Raw genomic sequence first — 16,765 nt, 5'->3', positions numbered from 1 at the left:
ATGTTTGCAGATAGATTGACACAGGAGCAGCGCCAAGTTGTTTTTGATTTAACGGCCCATATCGCCGCCGCTGATAATGATGTCTCTGATGAAGAGGTTCAATATTTAAAAGACTTTAGCGAAGCGTATGGTATTGAATACGACTTGGATAAAGCCGACATTGATATTGGTGAGTCAATTAAGCTTTTAAATAGTAAGCAGGCACGTATTATCACTCTTCAGGAAATTATCAAGATTTCCTACAAAGACGGTCACTTTGGTGAGGAAGAGCAAGATAAGGTTTTTCTTATTGCACAAAAGATGGGATTGAATGATCCTGAGTTACTGATGAGAATCGAGAAGTGGGTACGTCAAGGGTTTGATTGGATCTATGAAGGCGAGCAGATGCTTGAGTTATCTTGATTTTCAATTGATGCAGAAGAGAGCATGTTACGTGTCTTAATTAAAACCAGCTTGATGCTGGTTTTTTTACGTCTTTACTCCATGCGTTCAATGGTATTAATGTGAACTTTGGATGGAAGCAAAAATGATAGATATAAAAAAACCCGGATAGGTCCGGGTTTTTTTATTGTCAATTACCTTATTCTCGGTAACCAGGTCCATTGATTTCAAGACCGTTTGACATATAGGCTTCAAAGAACTCTAGGTTACGGAATTCTTCACCTTGAGTTTTGAATGGAGTTGCACGCATGTTTTTCATACAACCATCATAACGACGGTGAAGCGTTCCTAGGTTCTGCCATTTAGCACGGAACACAGGGAAGTGTGTAGTGTGACCTACGTTTGGAGATAAAATGTTCGAACGTGCAAGACGTCCTGCATTGTAGGTGTGACACTTCGCACAAGAAAGGTTTAATTGTCCGCGTGGAGTGATATAAATTTCACGTCCTGCGTTAAACGCTTTTTTAGCACCTTCACTGTCGATTTTAACATCAATTTTCTGTCCACGAGCGTTGTAAGCTAGGTAACCGCTTACGTCAGCCAATGTGCCTTTTTTCCACTTGTAAGGCTTTAAACCAGCATCAGTACGACACTTGTTGATTGCGCCTTCAAGTGTAACAACCTGTTGGGTTGCTTCATCAAAGTAAGGGTATTTTGGTCGAATTTTTGAAACATCTGAACCAAAGCATTTTTCAAATACCGCTTTGTCCTTGTTCCATGCAGCTTCACCTGCATCAACCGCGTCTAAATAAGGAGGGAATTCTTCAGCCGCTTCCCATTGAGCGTATTTATCTGCTGAATAGATGTATGCACCATTAGCATAATCTTCGATTTTAATATTAGGACTTTTAGCTTTGAAATAATCAATCATTTGTTGACGATCAGTTTCAGGGTCCACATTCGATGCCATTGCTGAGGTGGCACCTACTGAAACACCTAGTGTTAAGGCGATTAGTAGAGTTTTTTTCATTCCCAATCCTCCGTCCGAGAGCTCTGTTATTCTATTTCTATTATTATTATGGGGGTGTACCTACCTATAAAGGTAGGTACCATCTCTCAAATTATTTCAATTTAAGAGTGTCTTCACCAGCTTCACCAGTGTTATCAGTTAAAACGATTTTAACTTCATCACCAGCGTTAGCTTTTACTTGAACAGCCATGTATGGGTTTGCAGAAACCGCACCAGACCATTGAGAGTTAACAGCTTCAGTACCGTTTACAAGTACTTTAACGGTATCGATGAACTTAGCAGGATATGGCTTACCAGTTTTTTTGTTCATACGAACACCTGATTCCATAGGGTGCTTGATTAGCGCTTTAACTTCTGCAACGCCACCTTTTGATTTTCCACGCATTCTGATTTTAATAGACATGTTATTTCCTTTTAATAATTTTCAGTGTGTCAATAAACTTTCAAAGTTTAAAGGTGTGGATTAACCACCACAACCACCGATAGTTACTTTAACTTCTTGTTCAGCTTTGAAAAGTTTTCCACCAGCTTTAACAACGGCAATAACATTCATTGTTTCACCCATTTTGATACGAGTAGAAACATAACCTAATGCAGAACTTGAAAAGTCATAAGTACAAACTAATGGCATTGGGTTTTTGCTTGCCATGATTGCGATAGACTCAACACCGCTCATGCCTGTAGCATCAACAGTTACAGGAGTTACTGCACCGTTTTCTGCGATCGCAGGAGCTTTAAGTTTGATGTCACCAGAAGCAGTTGCAGATGCTGAACCAAATACAGAGTTAAGTGCATCATCAGCTTTTTTAGCTGAGAAAGCATTTTTGTTCCATTCAGCTAATACAGTGCTTGGCGTTAAAAGACCAGCGTTTACAGCTACAGCTGCCGCGCCAGTTGCTAGGGTACCTTTAAGGAAAGATCTACGTTTCATAAGGTTTTAAACTCCCGGTTAAGGTTTAATAAACATTAAAATTACAGTGTATAGATGTAGTCAACAATTTTGCTGATTTCATCGTCTGTAAGTATTCCATTTTGTCCAAATGGAGGCATCATGCTGTTTGGAACATTCTGAGTCTCAGGCGTTCCCCAAACTTTGTTGAACAACTTTTGTTTGTCAGGGTAACGCAGTTTCATGGCAATTATCGCAGGGCCAATGTTACCAGGCATTGCACCATCACCAACCATGTGACATGCAAGACAGTTACCTTTTGAACGGCTAAAAGCTAGCTTTTTACCTTCTTCCACTGATGAAGCACCTGTTTCCGCCGCAAAGGAGGCTACAGGAGTTAAAATTACAGCAGACGAGATCGCTAAAGCGCTCAACAACTTCTTCATGTTAGAATTAAACATTCTTCTCCTCCTAAAGAGTCTTTATAACTTTTCCCGTTTTATATTTAGCTTGGGATTTTATTATTTTGAACAAAACTTGCTCTTGGACGTAAGCTTACTCACTAAAATTTCAAACGCAAGTTTTTTGGGGGGGAAAAGGTATTGTTTTATTTAATCTCTTCTTAATAAAAACTTATGACCAAATTTATTTAGTCATCTTTGTTGTTTTCTTTCAAAGCCTTGGCGTGTTCGGATTCGAAATGGTTTATCTTGGATAAGATATTGGTTTCATTGGAGTTTGTAAGGTTTTTTGCTTTATTTAGATAGATGTTGGTTCTCTTTACATCACCTATGTTGAAATAACTTAGGGCTTCATAATAGTACGCGGCAGCCATTTTGTTTTCTTGTGCAAAGGTTGTACTTAATAGTTTGTAAGCTTGATTCTGATATTGAAGATCCGGAGTCTCTTTCTCAAGAAGGTTTATGGCCTTTTCTGATTTTTTGTCTTTAATGAGTAGTTGTGTGAGCCTTAAGAGTGCCGAAGGATCTTGTGGGTATAGTTCATGGGTGAATTCTGCTTGCTTGATTATATTTTCAGGTACATCTTTTACGTCGGGATTTAAAAATACTTCATAGAGTAATGTCTGATAAAGCCGTTGGGTAGGTCTACTCTTTATTGTGTCATATAGGCAGGATAGGCTATTTTTATGTAGTTGTAACGGTGAACGTTTCAGTAAGTTTAGTGTGTCTGCATAGCACTGTTCCGATTTGTTTAGTTTTGTCGAGAGCAAGCTTTGATCTTCTTGCCCACTCATGCTTTGCAGCTTTAGTTTGATGAGTGTAAGTGACTCTTCGTCTTGTTTGAAAATAAGCGGAGGATAGTTTTGCGCTCGGTTTCTTGCTTCGGCCAGACGGTGTTCGGTTACGGGATGAGTTTGCAGAATTTCGATCGGTTTGAATTCGCTGTTTTGGTATGCAAGTGATAAGCGGCCGAAGAAATCTCCCATAGCATAAGGGTTGTATCCGCTTTTATAGAGGTAAGAAATGCCTGCAGAATCTGCCTCTGATTCATGTGCTCTGGAGTATTTAAGTTGTTGTTGAGCATCGGCTCCCATGCTGCCCATTAATGTGGCCATGCCGGCTGAGGAATCTTGCATACCGATTAATATGGCGGCAATGATTGATGCAATGGTCGTAATGCTGCTGTTTGATTGAAGTTCAAACCGTCTGGATAGATGGTTTTGGGTGACGTGGGCGATTTCATGCGCGATGACGGATGCGAGTTCGGCTTCTGTCCTGACCGAGGTGATTAGTCCGGTGTGAATGCCGATGACGCCGTCGGGGCCCGCAAATGCATTGATATCAGGATTTTCTATAACGTAAAAAGAGAAGTTTCTATTGTCTCCGGTGTGTTGCGCTATTTGATGGCCGATTCTGCGAATGTAGTTTTCAATGTCAGGATCTGTAACGACACGATATTCTGTATGTAGTGCCGATTTGAAAGCTCTTCCAAGAGCTTGCTCTTTTTCTTTTGTGTATTCGACAAGATCGGAAGAGCCTAAGTTTGGAAGTTCGTTAGCTTGCGCAGCCTGGAGAACGAATAGCCAGTGGATAATGGCCCACAGTAGAAAAGAAGTCGCTTTTCTAAATGGTTTGAACGTCGAGTATGCGGCTGTTAACATAGGATTCTATCGAATTTGATTATGTTTTATGGGCTTAATTAAAAGCACGAATTTTTTAAGTATTATAAGCTTACTCTTATAGTAAGTTGTGTACAATGAAATAAAAGTTGCCGCGTTTAAAATGGATTGTACGAGGCTGATAAAAAAGGCGTTTCATTTTGGAGTTAATCGGGTGTTAAATTATGCAGACGTTGGATTTTAGTGGATTGGCTTGCCCTATGCCAGTTATTAAATTAAAGAAATTTTTGGCTGAATCTCCTGACGTCATTCAACCGTTTTTGGTGGTGCTTACCGATAAAGGCGGATTGAAAGATATTCCCGCGTTTTGTAAGCAGAAAGAGTTGTCTTGCGAGCTCAAACAGACTGAGCCATGTCTTGTTTTTCAAATTCAAAGGGCTGTTCATGGTATCGAGTGAAACGGCCAATTCTCCAAACCAGTTTAGTGTTATTCAATCGAAAGGAACACTTGATTGGGCTTATGCCTCCTTTATTCTTGCCAGTACTGCTTCTGTAATGGATAAGGAAGTGGAATTGTTCTTTACGTTTTATGGATTGAAATGTCTTTTACGCGATACGCGAGGCTTGAAAGTCTCTCCTTTAGGGCGTCCGGATATGATTGTTAAAAGTCCAGTGGGACCCAACTGGTTTAAGAATGTCGATTGGAATCAGTGCTTACCGGGGTTGGTTTGGACTTTGCCTGGTATGGCAAGTTTGGCGACGAAAGGTTTTAAAAAACAGTTGGCCGAACAGGGGCAGCTGCCACTGGAAGAGTTGCGTAATTTATGCCTAGAGTTGGGCGTTAAAATGACGGCGTGTCAGATGACGGTGGATTTAATGGGGTTTGAGGCATCGGACTTTATTGACGGGGTGGAATTTGCCGGGGCGCCGAGCTATTTTGTGCAAACGCCGCAAACACAAAGTTTATTTATTTAATGTATTATTTAGTTCATAACGATAAAGGGTCGGGAATATGTCATATAAGCCGTTAACCAAAGCGATTTTGCCTGTTGCGGGTTTGGGAACCCGTTTTTTACCAGCCACTAAAGCCATTCCTAAAGAGATGTTGACGGTCGTCGACAAACCACTTATTCAGTACATTGTGCATGAAGCCGCCGAAGCCGGAATTACAGATATTATTTTGGTGACGCACTCAAGTAAGGGGGCGATTGAAAACCATTTTGATAAACATTACGAGTTGGAAAAAGAATTGGAACTGCGCGGTAAGTTGGATCGTATGGAGCCGTTGCGAGAAATTACACCGGAAGGGGTGCGTCTGGTAAGTGTGCGTCAACCGGAGGCTTTGGGTCTGGGGCATGCGATTCTTTGCGCGGCACCTATTATTGGTGAAAATGAACCGTTTGCAGTATTGCTTCCGGACGTATTGATGTATCACCCGAAAAAGGGGTGTCTTGCACAAATGGCGGAAACTTATAAGAAAGTCCATACCAGTGTTGTTGCTTTGGAAGAGGTTCCTGAGGATCAGGTTGAAAAGTACGGAATTGCGGACGTAAAAGGGCCGGATCTGAGAATTACAAAGTTGGTTGAAAAGCCGAGTATTGAAGAGGCGCCTTCGAACCTGTCTGTTGTCGGACGTTATATTTTTACCCCTCGATTGATGCAGCTGCTGAAAAAAACCAAACCTGGCGCGGGCGGAGAGATTCAATTGACCGATGCGATGGATGCGTTATTGGATGAAGAGGTCATGTTTGGCTTTGAATTCAAGAATGGAAAGAGTTATGACTGCGGAGATAAGCTTGGATATTTACAGGCGAACGTTGAATACGCTTTGCGTGATCCTAAGTTGGGGCAGGGGTTTAGAGAATATTTAGAGAAAATCGAACTTACAGAAATTTAACGCAGTTTCACTTTTTCAATCATGGGCATGAAGGAAGCGATAAGCATGGGTGTGGAAAGTTCTAAAGCGTGGGAAGCCTTGCAGTTGCATTACGAGCAAGGTATCGGTGAAGTGCATTTGAAATCGTTGTTTGAGGATCCTGATAGAGCGGATGCTTTTTCGATTGAGCTGGATGAGTTGTTTTTGGATTATTCCAAGAATAGGGTGACCAAAGAGACGCTTTCATTATTGGTAGAATTGGCGAAGCAACAGGCTTTACCTGATTGGATTGATCGTCTGCTGACGGGTGAACAGGTTAACGATACCGAAAACCGTCCTGCGATGCATGCAGCGTTGCGTGCCGGCGGTAAAGACGTTAAGGGAGTCGCCTTGAGTGTTCAGGCGGATATCGATGCCGAATTCAATAAAATGGCGGGCATCGTCAATAAGATTCGAAGCGGCCATTGGCGAGGCTATAGCGGAAAGCCGATTACTGATGTGGTGAATATCGGTGTCGGTGGTTCCGACTTGGGACCGTTGATGATCACCCATGCTTTACAAACGATAAAATCTCCTATCAATTTGCATTTCATTTCTTCGATCGACGGCACCCAGACCTCCAATCTGTTAAAAACTTTAAATCAAGAGACCACGCTGTTTATTCTGGCTTCGAAGTCTTTTACCACGATCGACACTCTGTCGAATGCCGAAACGGCTCGTGATTGGTTGGAAGAGGTGGTTCATGACTCGAATACGCTGGTGTCTCAGCACTTTTTAGGCGTTTCGACCAAGCCTGATATGATGTCACAATGGGGTATCCCGGAAGAGAATCAGTTGGTATTTTGGGATTGGGTCGGCGGACGTTATTCTTTGTGGTCTGTCATTGGTTTGCCGATTGCGTTGAAAGTCGGCATGGACGGATTTAAAGAGATGTTGGCTGGTGCCCATCTTATGGATAATCACTTTGGTTCTGCCGAACTTGAAAAAAATATGCCGGTGTTGATGGGCTTGATCGACGTGTGGAATATTAACTTTTTGGATATTCAAGCAAAAGCGATTTTACCTTATGACGCCCGTTTGAGGTATTTGCCTTCCTATTTCGAACAGTTGGTGATGGAGAGTAATGGTAAATCGGTGGATCGCGCCGGCGAAAAAGTCTCTTATAAAACCTGTCCGATTTTATGGGGTGAGGTCGGACCTAACGCGCAGCATGCATTTTATCAGTTATTGCATCAGGGAACCCAGTCGGTTATGTGTGACTTTATTGCACCGATTGAGCGCGACGATTTCGACCGTAATTCCGTATCCGAAAAAGACGGGAGTTTGCGCAACCAGCATGAATTGGCTATGGCGAACTGTTTTGCCCAGTCTCGTGTTCTTATGTTGGGGGATGCTGCAATCCCGGACTCGATCAAAGAGCAGTTTAATACACCTTTTAAGCATTATCCGGGCAATCAACCGTCCAATACGATTTTGCTCAAGACAATTTCTCCTAAAACATTAGGTATGTTGGTTGCGCTTTATGAGCATAAGACGTTCGTAGAATCGGTTATTTGGGAAATTAATCCGTTCGATCAATGGGGGGTTGAGTTAGGTAAGCTGATCGCTAAAGAGGCTCACGCGGCCATTAAAGATGTGACTCGTATTGACGGCTTTGATTCATCCACCCAGAATTTGATTAAGAGGCTTGTAAAATGAAGGTATCGGTTTTCGGTTGTGAGTTGAGTGGACTGGTAACTGCTGGCGCATTGGCGCAAACAGGTAACCGGGTAGTCGCCATGCCGATTGGTGTGGTTAAAGTTGAAGATTTATATCAAGGGGTTTTACCTAGAGACGAGCCGGGCTTGAGTCAGTTAATTAGATCGCAGGTTGAAGAGGGTGGTTTGGTTTTTGAAGCCGACTGGAGAGCAGGGGTTAAGCACGGTGAGGTTTTGATCTTAAGCATGCCTTCTTGGCGCTTGGATAGAGCGGAAGAAGTGATTAAGGTGATTGGTGAATGCGCTACCGGCGATGTTTTGGTGGTGAATCAAAGTTCTTTCCCGATTGGTACGGCCGATCGTTTCGAGGCTCAAATCAAATTGGCGTTTGCTCAAAGGGGGCTGGTCGCAAAAGTCTCGGTTGCGGCAATGCCCGAGTTTATCAGTGAAGGTTCGGCGATCGGAGATTTTACTCGTCCCGACCGCATTGTTTTGGGAAGCCGCGATGAGCAGAGTATAAATCGTATTAAGGATTTGATGCGTCCTTTCAACAGGGTGACGGATCAAGTGAAGGTCATGAGTACGCGAGCGGCCGAATACACTAAATATGCCGTTAATGCGTTGCTTGCGACCCGTATCAGTTTAGTGAACGAGTTGGCGAACAATGCCGAGCACTTCGATATCGATATGGAAGAAGTTCGACAAGGGATGGGGTCGGATGCTCGAATCGGTTTTAGTTACTTGTATCCGGGGTGCGGATTCGGCGGACCGAGTTTTGCCGCAGATGTTAAAAACCTGGTCGGGACTTTACAAAGCAAAGGTTACGATGCCGATTTGTTGAAAACGGTGCTGAGTAACAATGAATCCCAAAAGGAAGTTCTTTTCCGCAAGGCTTGGCGATTTTTCGATACGGATCTTAGGGGCAAAAAAATTGCCATTTGGGGTTTGTCGTTTAAGCCCAATACTTCGACGGTAGAAAACGCGCCGAGTATCAAAACCGTCGAAGCTCTGGCGGCGCAAGGTGCAACGATTAACGCCTATGATCCCAAAGGGGTGGCAGATTTCAAAAAACATTATCAAGGCTGTTCATGCATAGAATATTTTGAAGATATGTATCAAGCTCTTGAAGGCGCGGATGCGTTGTTTATTCTTACCGAATGGAAATCGTTTTGGAGTCCCGATTACGAGTTGATGAAAAGCCGCATGACGACGCCGGTGATTTTTGACGGACGAAATATCTATGAGCCGGAAGTAATGAAAGGACTGGGTTTCCGTTATTTTGGTGTAGGCCGCGGCGAAACCATATAAAATACGGCATCAGGCATAACTTAAAGCCTGATGCTAACCACATCTTGTTAAAATAAAGATGTATTCACAAAATTTTTGAAGTGTAGTTTATGAAACCATTTGAACGCGGTATATATTTACTGCCCAATTTAATGACCACCGCAGCTTTGTTTGCCGGTTTTTACGCCGTAATCGCCGGAATGCAGGGGCATTTTGAAGCCGGCGCGATTGCTATATTCGTCGCTATGATTTTTGACGGCTTGGACGGACGGGTGGCGCGCATGACAAATTCATGCAGTGCTTTCGGTGCTGAATACGACAGCTTGGCTGATATGATTTCGTTTGGATTGGCTCCGGCGCTATTGGTATATCAGTGGGCGCTGCATGACTATGACAAACTCGGGTGGTTGGTTGCCTTTATCTACACGGTTGGAGCTGCGTTGCGCTTGGCCCGTTTTAATACTCAGGTAGGCAGTGCCGATAAGCGTTACTTTCAAGGTTTACCGAGTCCTGCGGCCGCAGCATTGCTGGCAGGTTTAGTTTGGATGGTCGAAAGTAATAATATTGAGACGGGGCTTGAGCCGTTGGTTGCGATGTTGTTAACGGTTTTAGCCGGCCTGATGATGGTGAGTAATGTTCGTTTCAGTTCGTTTAAAGAATTGGATATGAAGGGCAAAGTGCCATTTGTCACTTTGTTGGTGATGGTGCTGTTGTTTGTAGTGATTACTTTAAAACCGGCCATGATCTTGTTTTTGATATTTTTGGTTTACGCGGTTTCCGGCCCGGTTTTGACATTAGTGGCGCTGCGTAAAACCAGGAGTTTGCGCAAACAAAATAAAAAAGACGATTCAGAGCAGTCCGAAGAGAAAAGTATCGAGTCATCGGAAACTGAATTAAAAGAATAGAGAAGAGTAATGAAAGACCATTTAGTTATTTTTGATACCACCCTGCGCGACGGCGAGCAAAGTCCGGGCGCTTCTATGACTAAAGAAGAGAAGGTGCGTATTGCCAAGCAGTTAGAGAAGTTGCGTGTCGATGTCATTGAGGCCGGCTTTCCGGCGGCGAGTGAAGGGGATTTCGATTCGGTAAAAGCGGTTGCTTCAGTAATTAAAGACAGTACGATTTGCGGTTTGGCTCGTGCGGTTGAAAATGACATCGTACGCGCCGGTGAGGCGATCAAGCCGGCCAATTCGGGAAGAATTCATACTTTTATCGCGACTTCGCCGATTCATATGGAAAAGAAATTACGTATGACTCCGGACGAGGTGGTTGAGCGTGCGGTTTGGGCGGTTAAAAAGGCGCGTAATTATACTGATAATGTGGAATTCTCGCCGGAAGATGCGGGTCGTTCGGAGTTGGATTTTTTATGCCGTGTGATTGAAGCTGCAATCGATGCAGGAGCGACGACCATTAATATCCCGGATACGGTAGGTTACAACGTCCCTCATCAATTCGGGCAGCTATTTAAAAACTTGATTGAACGCATTCCAAATTCCGATAAAGCGATTTTTTCTGCCCACTGCCATAATGATTTAGGTTTGGCGGCGGCTAACTCGTTGGCGGCAGTGCGTAATGGCGCACGCCAGATCGAGTGTACGATTAACGGTTTAGGTGAGCGTGCCGGTAATACGGCGTTGGAAGAAGTAGTGATGGCAGTGAAAACCCGTCAGGACATTTTCGACGTCGATACTCGAATCAACACGACGGAAATACTGGCGGCTTCACGTTTGGTTTCTAATATCACCGGTTTTGCCGTGCAGCCTAACAAAGCGATTGTCGGGGCCAATGCATTTTCTCACGAGTCCGGGATTCATCAGGACGGTGTTCTTAAACATCGCGAAACTTACGAGATTATGCGCGCTGAAGACGTGGGCTGGACAACCAATAAGATGGTGTTGGGTAAGCATTCGGGGCGTAATGCTTTCCGTTCGCGCTTAGAGGAATTGGGTATTACCTTTGAAACAGAGCAGGAGTTAAATGAGGCTTTTGTACGTTTTAAAGAATTGGCGGATCGTAAACACGAAATTTATGATGAAGACCTGCAAGCCCTTGTTACAGATAATTCTGCACAGCGTGTTGAAAATGAAACCTGTCGACTAGTTTCTCTTAAGGTGGCGACTGAAACCGGCGAGCAGCCTTTTGCAGAAGTGACTTTATGGATTGACGGTAATGAAGCGACCGCTTCGGCCAATGGTGGCGGTGTCGTTGATGCAACCTTTAAAGCGATCGAAAAGTTGGTGTCCTCCGGTGCCACTTTGGAATTGTATTCGGTTAGTAACGTAACTAACGGAACCGATTCGATGGGTGAAACGTCCGTACGCTTGGAGTTGGCCGGCCGCATTGTGAATGGTCAAGGCGCGGATACGGATATTGTTACGGCTTCAGCGAAGGCCTATATCAATGCCTTGAATAAGCTTCAGGCGGTGGGTGAAAAGGCTCATCCGCAAGCAGCCGTTTAAGGCTTTTAATTTCTATGTCCTCGCCAAAGTTTTCTGCAGACCTGTTTGAACAGTTAGGAGGTTCTAACTGGCGAGAGAGGTCTGTTTTTTTTGAAAACCAGCTGCTCCAAAAATCAATGCCGCTCGATGATGACGAGCCATTAAATGACTCGCCTGAAAGTGGCTTATTGTTTGATGGTGAATCAGAAACGAATCGAGTTGAAGAGGTTGTGGTTGCTCAGGAACAATCTCCAATGTCTGTTGATCGGAGCACTGCAAACACTCAGGATTCGGTCGGTTTGATTCTGATTGGTTCCGGTCTAAACTCGATTTGGGAAGACGAAGAGCAGCTGGAATGGCAGCTTTGGCTAAATATTTGTGAAGCTCTGAATTGGCCAGAAGATCAGATTGTTTATTACGATACCGAAGCATTAATTTCCGAAGAAATGCTGTTTGCAACGATGGAAGAGATTGTGGAATCCGGTGTTGATTGTGTGCTGAGCATGCAGTCCGATAGCGAATTGTCCGAGCAGCTTTCCGAGGGTCTTCAAGTGATAGAGGTGCCCAGTTTGCAGGATATGTTGGTCGATCCTTATGCCAAGCAATCTTTTTATCAATCCGTTGTTACTTCCGTAAACCTTTCTTAATCTCTACATATGTCCGGTTTTAGTTATTTGCGTTCTATGCATGAAAGTGATCTTGATTGGGTAATGGGCGTTGAGCAGCAGGCCTATGACTATCCGTGGTCGAAAAAAGGGTTTGAAAATAGCCTGGATCAAGGATTGAACTATATTTTTTGCAGCGGCGAAGGCGAACAGTTGGGGTATGCATGCATGCTCACAGTTCTGGATGAGGTGCAGTTGCTGAATTTTTGTGTGGCACCAAAATATCAAAAGCAAGGTGTCGGTAGAGCCGCTATGAATGCTTTGAAAGAAAAATTAAATGCAGGTGGTTATCGACTCATTTTGTTGGAGGTCAGGGCGTCCAATGAAGCCGGTCAAAAGCTTTATAAGCAATGCGAGTTTCAGCATGACGGCGTACGAAAGAATTATTACCGCTGTCAGTTATGGGATGATGAGAGTCTATCTTTGATCGAAGGAAAAGAGGATGCGGTTTTGATGTCCTGCACCCTCTGATTTTTAAATTAACGTCTTAATTCGGCCGGAATGGTTTTGGCGATGGTCTGTGCCATTTCTTTATATAGTTTTGGGTTCGAAACCAGAATGTTACCGCTTTCCAGATAGTTTTCCGCACCCATGAAATCCGTCACCAATGCCCCCGCTTCTTGTGCAATCAAGGCACCTGCGGCAATGTCCCACGGCTTTAAGTTGAATTCCCAAAAGCCGTCTACGCGCCCGCAAGCTACGTAAGCTAGGTCAAGTGCGGCCGAGCCGGCCCGGCGGACGCCTGCGGTGGTTAGCATGAAGCTCTTTAAGCTTGCCATATAGCTGTCAAGGTAGCTGAAGTCGTGATATGGGAAGCCGGTAGCAAGCAGGGCGTTATCCAGTGTTTTCTGTTCGCTGGTGCGAATGCGGAAGTTATTCAGTTTTGCACCGCTCCCTCTGGTTGCACTGAACATTTCATCTCGAAGCGGATCGAAGATGACACCATGCATGAGTTTTCCTTTTTCCTTGACGGCAATGGAAACTGAAAACGACGGAAATTGATGTAGGAAATTGGTCGTACCATCCAAAGGGTCGATGATCCATTCGATATCCGATTTTTTGTTGCCGGAAGATTTTCCGCTTTCTTCAGCAATAATCGTGTGGTCCGGGTAATATTTTTGGATGGTCTGTATAATAGTCCGTTCAGCTTCTTTATCGACTTCGCTGACATAGTCATTTTTGCCTTTATGTTCAATATGCAGACGATCGATGTTGTCTAGGTGGTGCATGATGTTGCTGCCTGCGCTGCGGGCGGCTATGCTGGCGACATTGAGTAAAGGGTGCATGGTAAATTCCTATGTTGGTTTTTATTTCTAATCTGTGCACTACGAGCGATAAAGTGATTAGCTAAACGCTAAAATGTAAGTGGATGCGAATTATAACGGAAAAATATAATGATTGAAGATTATGCTCTGCATAAGGGATTGTCAAGAATCCGAATTGTATTGATTGAAACTTCCCATCCAGGGAATATCGGGAGCGTGGCGAGAGCCATGAAGAATATGGGGTTGAGCCAGTTGGTCTTAGTCAGCCCAAAAGAGTTTCCGAGTCAGGTCGCTTCGGTCAGGGCGTCCAGTGCGGCCGATGTACTTAATTCGGCTAGGGTGGTTGAGAGTTTGGATGAGGCGGTTAAAGACGCCAAGCTGGTCATAGGGGCAAGTGCCCGGTTACGAAAAGTCTCTTGGCCGCAACTGGATGTTAGAGAAACCGCTGAATTGGCGTTGAGTACGGTGGAAGAGGGTGATGTTGCTCTGGTGTTCGGGCGGGAAGATTCCGGTTTAAGTAATTCGGAATTGGATAAATGCCACTATTTGGCGCATATCCCGACAAATCCGACGTACAGTTCATTGAATTTGGGTGCTGCGGTTCAAGTATTTGCCTATGAATGTCTAATGGCGACGGATATCGAAAGGCAGCATAGTAAGGGTTATCGTCATAAATTAGCGTCTTCTGAGCAGTTGGAAGGGTTTTACGATCACTTGTATCAAGCTTTGCAGGATATCGAGTTTTTGGATCCTGCCAAAAACGCCCGCTTCATGCGTAGGATGCGTCGATTGTTCAATCGTGCCCAGTTAGACGTTAAAGAAATTGATATATTGCGCGGTGTTTTGACGGCGGCACAGCGTCAGGCGACTAAAAATCAAAAAGAGGGTTGAGCGTGTTTAAGCGACTAAGATCAGATATTAATTGTGTGTTCGAACGCGATCCGGCGGCTCGAAATACTTTTGAAGTGCTGACGACCTATCCAGGTTTGCACGCCATTTTATGGTATCGTGTCGCGCACTTTTTATGGAACAAAAAACTTAAATGGTTAGCACGTTTCATTTCAACGGTGGCTCGTTGGTTTACCGGTATCGAAATTCATCCTGCATGTGTGATTGGGGAACGGTTTTTTATTGATCACGGTATGGGAGTGGTGATAGGGGAAACGGCCGAAATCGGTGATGACTGTACCTTGTATCATGGCGTTACTTTAGGCGGTACAACCTGGAAAAAAGGCAAGCGTCATCCGACGTTGGGGAATCGTGTTGTCGTCGGTGCGGGGGCGAAGGTGCTCGGTCCTATCGAAGTCGGCGACGACGCCCGCATTGGATCGAATGCCGTGGTTTTGAAGCCGGTTCCGGAAGGCAAGACGGTGGTCGGAATTCCCGGAAGAATCGTTGAACAAGAGAAGTCGGGTGTTAAGGAACGCCGAGCTAAGATGGCCGAAAAGATTGGATTTGATGCGTACGGTGTAAGACAGGATGTAGCTGATCCGGTTGAAAAAGCGATTTACAGTTTATTGGATCATATACAGGTTCAGGATGAAAAGTTAGAGATAATGGCTAAAGAGCTTCAGAAGCTTGGCGGGGAGTCGATTGATATGCATTTTCCCAAATTGGATGATGCGGTATTGGAGCCAAGTGATCCCGAGCAGGCGGCGCATTTGAAAAGTTCTGCTGGAAAAAAGGTTGTTGATTAGGTTAGAATGAACTCAAGGTGTAAATTTTACGTAGATTGGTGCTAAAATACGCATCATATTACTTGAGTAATTTACATGGTTATTGTATAATCTAGCGATAGTTTAAGAACGGGAAGAGTGCGATGAAATTGACTTCAAAAGGGCGTTATGCCGTAACTGCAATGATTGACATTGCTTTGAATCAGAATAATGGGCCAATTACCTTGTCTTTAATTTCTGAAAGACAGGGGATTTCTCTGTCTTATTTAGAGCAGTTGTTTGCTAAATTGAAAAAAGCGGATTTAGTTTCAAGTGCAAGAGGGCCGGGAGGCGGTTACCGCTTGAGCCGTGCGGCGGGTGATATTTCAATCAGTCAAATCATTCATGCCGTGGATGAGATTGTGGATGCACGTAAATGCGGCGGAAAAGTAAATTGCCAAGGCGGGGAAAAGTGTTTGTCCCACGAGCTTTGGGGTGAGTTGAGTGAATTGATAGATTCCTTTTTAAAGGGTATTTCGCTACAATCTCTGTTGGATAAGGCGCATGTCAATGTCAAAGAGATTAAATTCGGATAGGTAGTATAAGGAGTAAATATGGCCGTTACCTTAACAGAAGCTGCTGCACAGCGAGTGAAGAACATGATCTCCAAGCGAGGTTCGGGTATTGGCTTAAGAGTGTCGACCAAGGTTAGTGGTTGTGCCGGTTTTTCTTACGTTGTAGATTATGCGGACGAGATTAACCCGGATGATTCCGTTTTTGAAAGTCACGGTACCCAGGTTGTGGTAGATGCAAAAAGTTTAGAGAATATCGATGGCATGGAAATTGATTATGTCAGAGAAAGTCTGCTAAATGAAGGGTTTGATTTCAAGAATCCTAAGGTGAAAGAAAGTTGTGGTTGTGGAGAATCATTTACAGTGTAATTTGATCTTGGCTTCACTTTCTTAAAGATTACTAACCCCGGCCATGGCTGGGGTTTTGTTTTTCTGCAGCCGTAATGAATAATTGTTAGAATAATGCAACTATTTTTATTAAGGAAAAGCAAATGCAGCGTACTTTTTCAATTATTAAGCCGGATGCGGTGGAAAGAAACCTAATTGGTACAATTTTACAGCGTTTTGAACAGGGTGGTTTGCGCGTCATTGCTTCTAAGATGTTACGTTTAACCCGTGAGCAGGCGGAAGGTTTTTATGCCGAGCATAAGGGGCGTGAGTTTTATGAGCCGCTTATTGAATATATGATTTCCGCGCCATCGGTCGTACAAGTTTTAGAAGGCGAGAATGCCATTCTTAAAAATCGTGAGATTATGGGTGTCACGGATCCGGCAAAAGCCGCGCCGGGAACCATTCGTGCCGATTTTGCAAAATGCGTTCGTGAAAACTCGGTCCATGGTTCGGATTCTGTAGAGAGTGCCGCCCGTGAAATCGGTTATTTTTTCAGTCAGACAGAATTGTGTCTGAGAGATTAAAAGAGTATTTATCAGG

At 44.1% G+C, this 16,765-nt stretch carries 21 protein-coding genes; 15 read left to right on the top strand and 6 right to left on the bottom strand.

Annotated elements, in window-relative coordinates; genetic code table 11:
• Entirely contained in the window at nucleotides 1-402 is a 402-nt protein-coding gene (locus tag ABY044_RS05660) for a TerB family tellurite resistance protein (RefSeq protein ID WP_373019051.1), read from the top strand.
• Nucleotides 403-580: 178 nt separating this feature from the next.
• On the opposite strand, the gene soxA is transcribed toward ABY044_RS05660, so the two are convergent.
• The 5 genes from soxA to ABY044_RS05635 all read right to left on the bottom strand — a co-directional run bounded on the left by soxA (nucleotide 581) and on the right by ABY044_RS05635 (nucleotide 4,422).
• Entirely contained in the window at nucleotides 581-1,411 is an 831-nt protein-coding gene (gene soxA / locus ABY044_RS05655; protein WP_373019049.1) for a sulfur oxidation c-type cytochrome SoxA, read from the bottom strand.
• A gap of 91 nt (nucleotides 1,412-1,502) precedes the next feature.
• Nucleotides 1,503-1,814 (bottom strand): thiosulfate oxidation carrier complex protein SoxZ, encoded by a 312-nt coding sequence (gene soxZ / locus ABY044_RS05650; protein WP_373019047.1) that lies wholly within the window; start codon nucleotides 1,812-1,814, stop codon nucleotides 1,503-1,505.
• A gap of 60 nt (nucleotides 1,815-1,874) precedes the next feature.
• Nucleotides 1,875-2,342 carry a thiosulfate oxidation carrier protein SoxY gene (soxY, locus tag ABY044_RS05645; protein WP_373019045.1) on the bottom strand — a complete coding sequence of 156 codons (468 nt, stop codon included), beginning with the start codon at nucleotides 2,340-2,342 and terminating at the stop codon, nucleotides 1,875-1,877.
• Nucleotides 2,343-2,383: 41 nt separating this feature from the next.
• Entirely contained in the window at nucleotides 2,384-2,761 is a 378-nt protein-coding gene (gene soxX, locus ABY044_RS05640) for a sulfur oxidation c-type cytochrome SoxX (protein ID WP_373019043.1), read from the bottom strand.
• 188 nt (nucleotides 2,762-2,949) lie between these two features.
• Nucleotides 2,950-4,422: a M48 family metalloprotease gene (locus ABY044_RS05635; RefSeq protein ID WP_373019041.1), complete on the bottom strand. Its 1,473-nt coding sequence runs from the start codon at nucleotides 4,420-4,422 to the stop codon at nucleotides 2,950-2,952.
• 182 nt (nucleotides 4,423-4,604) lie between these two features.
• Here ABY044_RS05635 and ABY044_RS05630 point away from each other — a divergent pair, with 182 nt between their 5' ends.
• The 9 genes from ABY044_RS05630 to rimI all read left to right on the top strand — a co-directional run bounded on the left by ABY044_RS05630 (nucleotide 4,605) and on the right by rimI (nucleotide 12,814).
• A complete protein-coding gene (locus ABY044_RS05630; protein ID WP_373019039.1) occupies nucleotides 4,605-4,838 on the top strand; it encodes a sulfurtransferase TusA family protein in 234 nt (77 codons plus the stop codon).
• Nucleotides 4,825-5,355, top strand: coding sequence for a DsrE/DsrF/DrsH-like family protein (locus tag ABY044_RS05625; protein WP_373019037.1), 531 nt, complete (start codon nucleotides 4,825-4,827; stop codon nucleotides 5,353-5,355). Before ABY044_RS05630 ends, ABY044_RS05625 begins: the two co-directional genes overlap by 14 nt.
• A 37-nt stretch (nucleotides 5,356-5,392) precedes the next feature.
• Nucleotides 5,393-6,277, top strand: a complete 885-nt coding sequence (gene galU / locus ABY044_RS05620; protein WP_373019035.1) for a UTP--glucose-1-phosphate uridylyltransferase GalU — start codon at nucleotides 5,393-5,395, stop codon at nucleotides 6,275-6,277.
• 45 nt (nucleotides 6,278-6,322) lie between these two features.
• Entirely contained in the window at nucleotides 6,323-7,954 is a 1,632-nt protein-coding gene (gene pgi, locus ABY044_RS05615; protein WP_373019033.1) for a glucose-6-phosphate isomerase, read from the top strand.
• Nucleotides 7,951-9,261 carry a UDP-glucose/GDP-mannose dehydrogenase family protein gene (locus tag ABY044_RS05610; protein WP_373019031.1) on the top strand — a complete coding sequence of 437 codons (1,311 nt, stop codon included), beginning with the start codon at nucleotides 7,951-7,953 and terminating at the stop codon, nucleotides 9,259-9,261. The genes pgi and ABY044_RS05610 overlap by 4 nt, the downstream gene beginning before the upstream one ends.
• 89 nt (nucleotides 9,262-9,350) lie before the next feature.
• The gene (pssA, locus tag ABY044_RS05605; protein ID WP_373019029.1) at nucleotides 9,351-10,145 is read left to right on the top strand and encodes a CDP-diacylglycerol--serine O-phosphatidyltransferase; all 795 of its coding nucleotides are present in this window, start codon (nucleotides 9,351-9,353) and stop codon (nucleotides 10,143-10,145) included.
• A gap of 9 nt (nucleotides 10,146-10,154) precedes the next feature.
• Nucleotides 10,155-11,699, top strand: coding sequence for a 2-isopropylmalate synthase (locus tag ABY044_RS05600; protein WP_373019027.1), 1,545 nt, complete (start codon nucleotides 10,155-10,157; stop codon nucleotides 11,697-11,699).
• 14 nt (nucleotides 11,700-11,713) lie between these two features.
• Entirely contained in the window at nucleotides 11,714-12,325 is a 612-nt protein-coding gene (locus ABY044_RS05595) for a hypothetical protein (protein ID WP_373019025.1), read from the top strand.
• A gap of 36 nt (nucleotides 12,326-12,361) precedes the next feature.
• Nucleotides 12,362-12,814 (top strand): ribosomal protein S18-alanine N-acetyltransferase, encoded by a 453-nt coding sequence (gene rimI, locus ABY044_RS05590; protein ID WP_373019023.1) that lies wholly within the window; start codon nucleotides 12,362-12,364, stop codon nucleotides 12,812-12,814.
• A gap of 8 nt (nucleotides 12,815-12,822) precedes the next feature.
• Here rimI and ABY044_RS05585 read toward each other — a convergent pair whose 3' ends face one another.
• Nucleotides 12,823-13,629: an inositol monophosphatase family protein gene (locus ABY044_RS05585; protein ID WP_373019021.1), complete on the bottom strand. Its 807-nt coding sequence runs from the start codon at nucleotides 13,627-13,629 to the stop codon at nucleotides 12,823-12,825.
• A 108-nt stretch (nucleotides 13,630-13,737) separates the two neighbouring features.
• On the opposite strand from ABY044_RS05585, the gene ABY044_RS05580 reads away from it, so the two are divergent.
• The 5 genes from ABY044_RS05580 (at nucleotide 13,738) to ndk (ending at nucleotide 16,749) form a co-directional block, all read left to right on the top strand.
• Nucleotides 13,738-14,499: an RNA methyltransferase gene (locus tag ABY044_RS05580; protein ID WP_373019019.1), complete on the top strand. Its 762-nt coding sequence runs from the start codon at nucleotides 13,738-13,740 to the stop codon at nucleotides 14,497-14,499.
• A gap of 2 nt (nucleotides 14,500-14,501) precedes the next feature.
• Nucleotides 14,502-15,305 (top strand): serine O-acetyltransferase, encoded by an 804-nt coding sequence (cysE, locus tag ABY044_RS05575; RefSeq protein ID WP_373019017.1) that lies wholly within the window; start codon nucleotides 14,502-14,504, stop codon nucleotides 15,303-15,305.
• 122 nt (nucleotides 15,306-15,427) lie between these two features.
• Complete coding sequence (locus ABY044_RS05570; protein WP_373019015.1) at nucleotides 15,428-15,859, top strand: Rrf2 family transcriptional regulator; 432 nt, start codon at nucleotides 15,428-15,430, stop codon at nucleotides 15,857-15,859.
• An 18-nt stretch (nucleotides 15,860-15,877) separates the two neighbouring features.
• Nucleotides 15,878-16,204 carry a HesB/IscA family protein gene (locus ABY044_RS05565; protein WP_373019013.1) on the top strand — a complete coding sequence of 109 codons (327 nt, stop codon included), beginning with the start codon at nucleotides 15,878-15,880 and terminating at the stop codon, nucleotides 16,202-16,204.
• 122 nt (nucleotides 16,205-16,326) lie between these two features.
• On the top strand, nucleotides 16,327-16,749 hold the full coding sequence (ndk, locus tag ABY044_RS05560; protein ID WP_373019011.1) for a nucleoside-diphosphate kinase: 423 nt from the start codon (nucleotides 16,327-16,329) through the stop codon (nucleotides 16,747-16,749).
• Nucleotides 16,750-16,765: the final 16 nt, after the last annotated feature.

This window comes from Thiomicrorhabdus sp., assembly GCF_041583835.1.
Lineage (GTDB): Bacteria > Pseudomonadota > Gammaproteobacteria > Thiomicrospirales > Thiomicrospiraceae > Thiomicrorhabdus.
The sequence above is the reverse complement of the archived record's forward strand: the minus strand, read 5'-3'. Positions and strand labels throughout refer to the sequence as shown.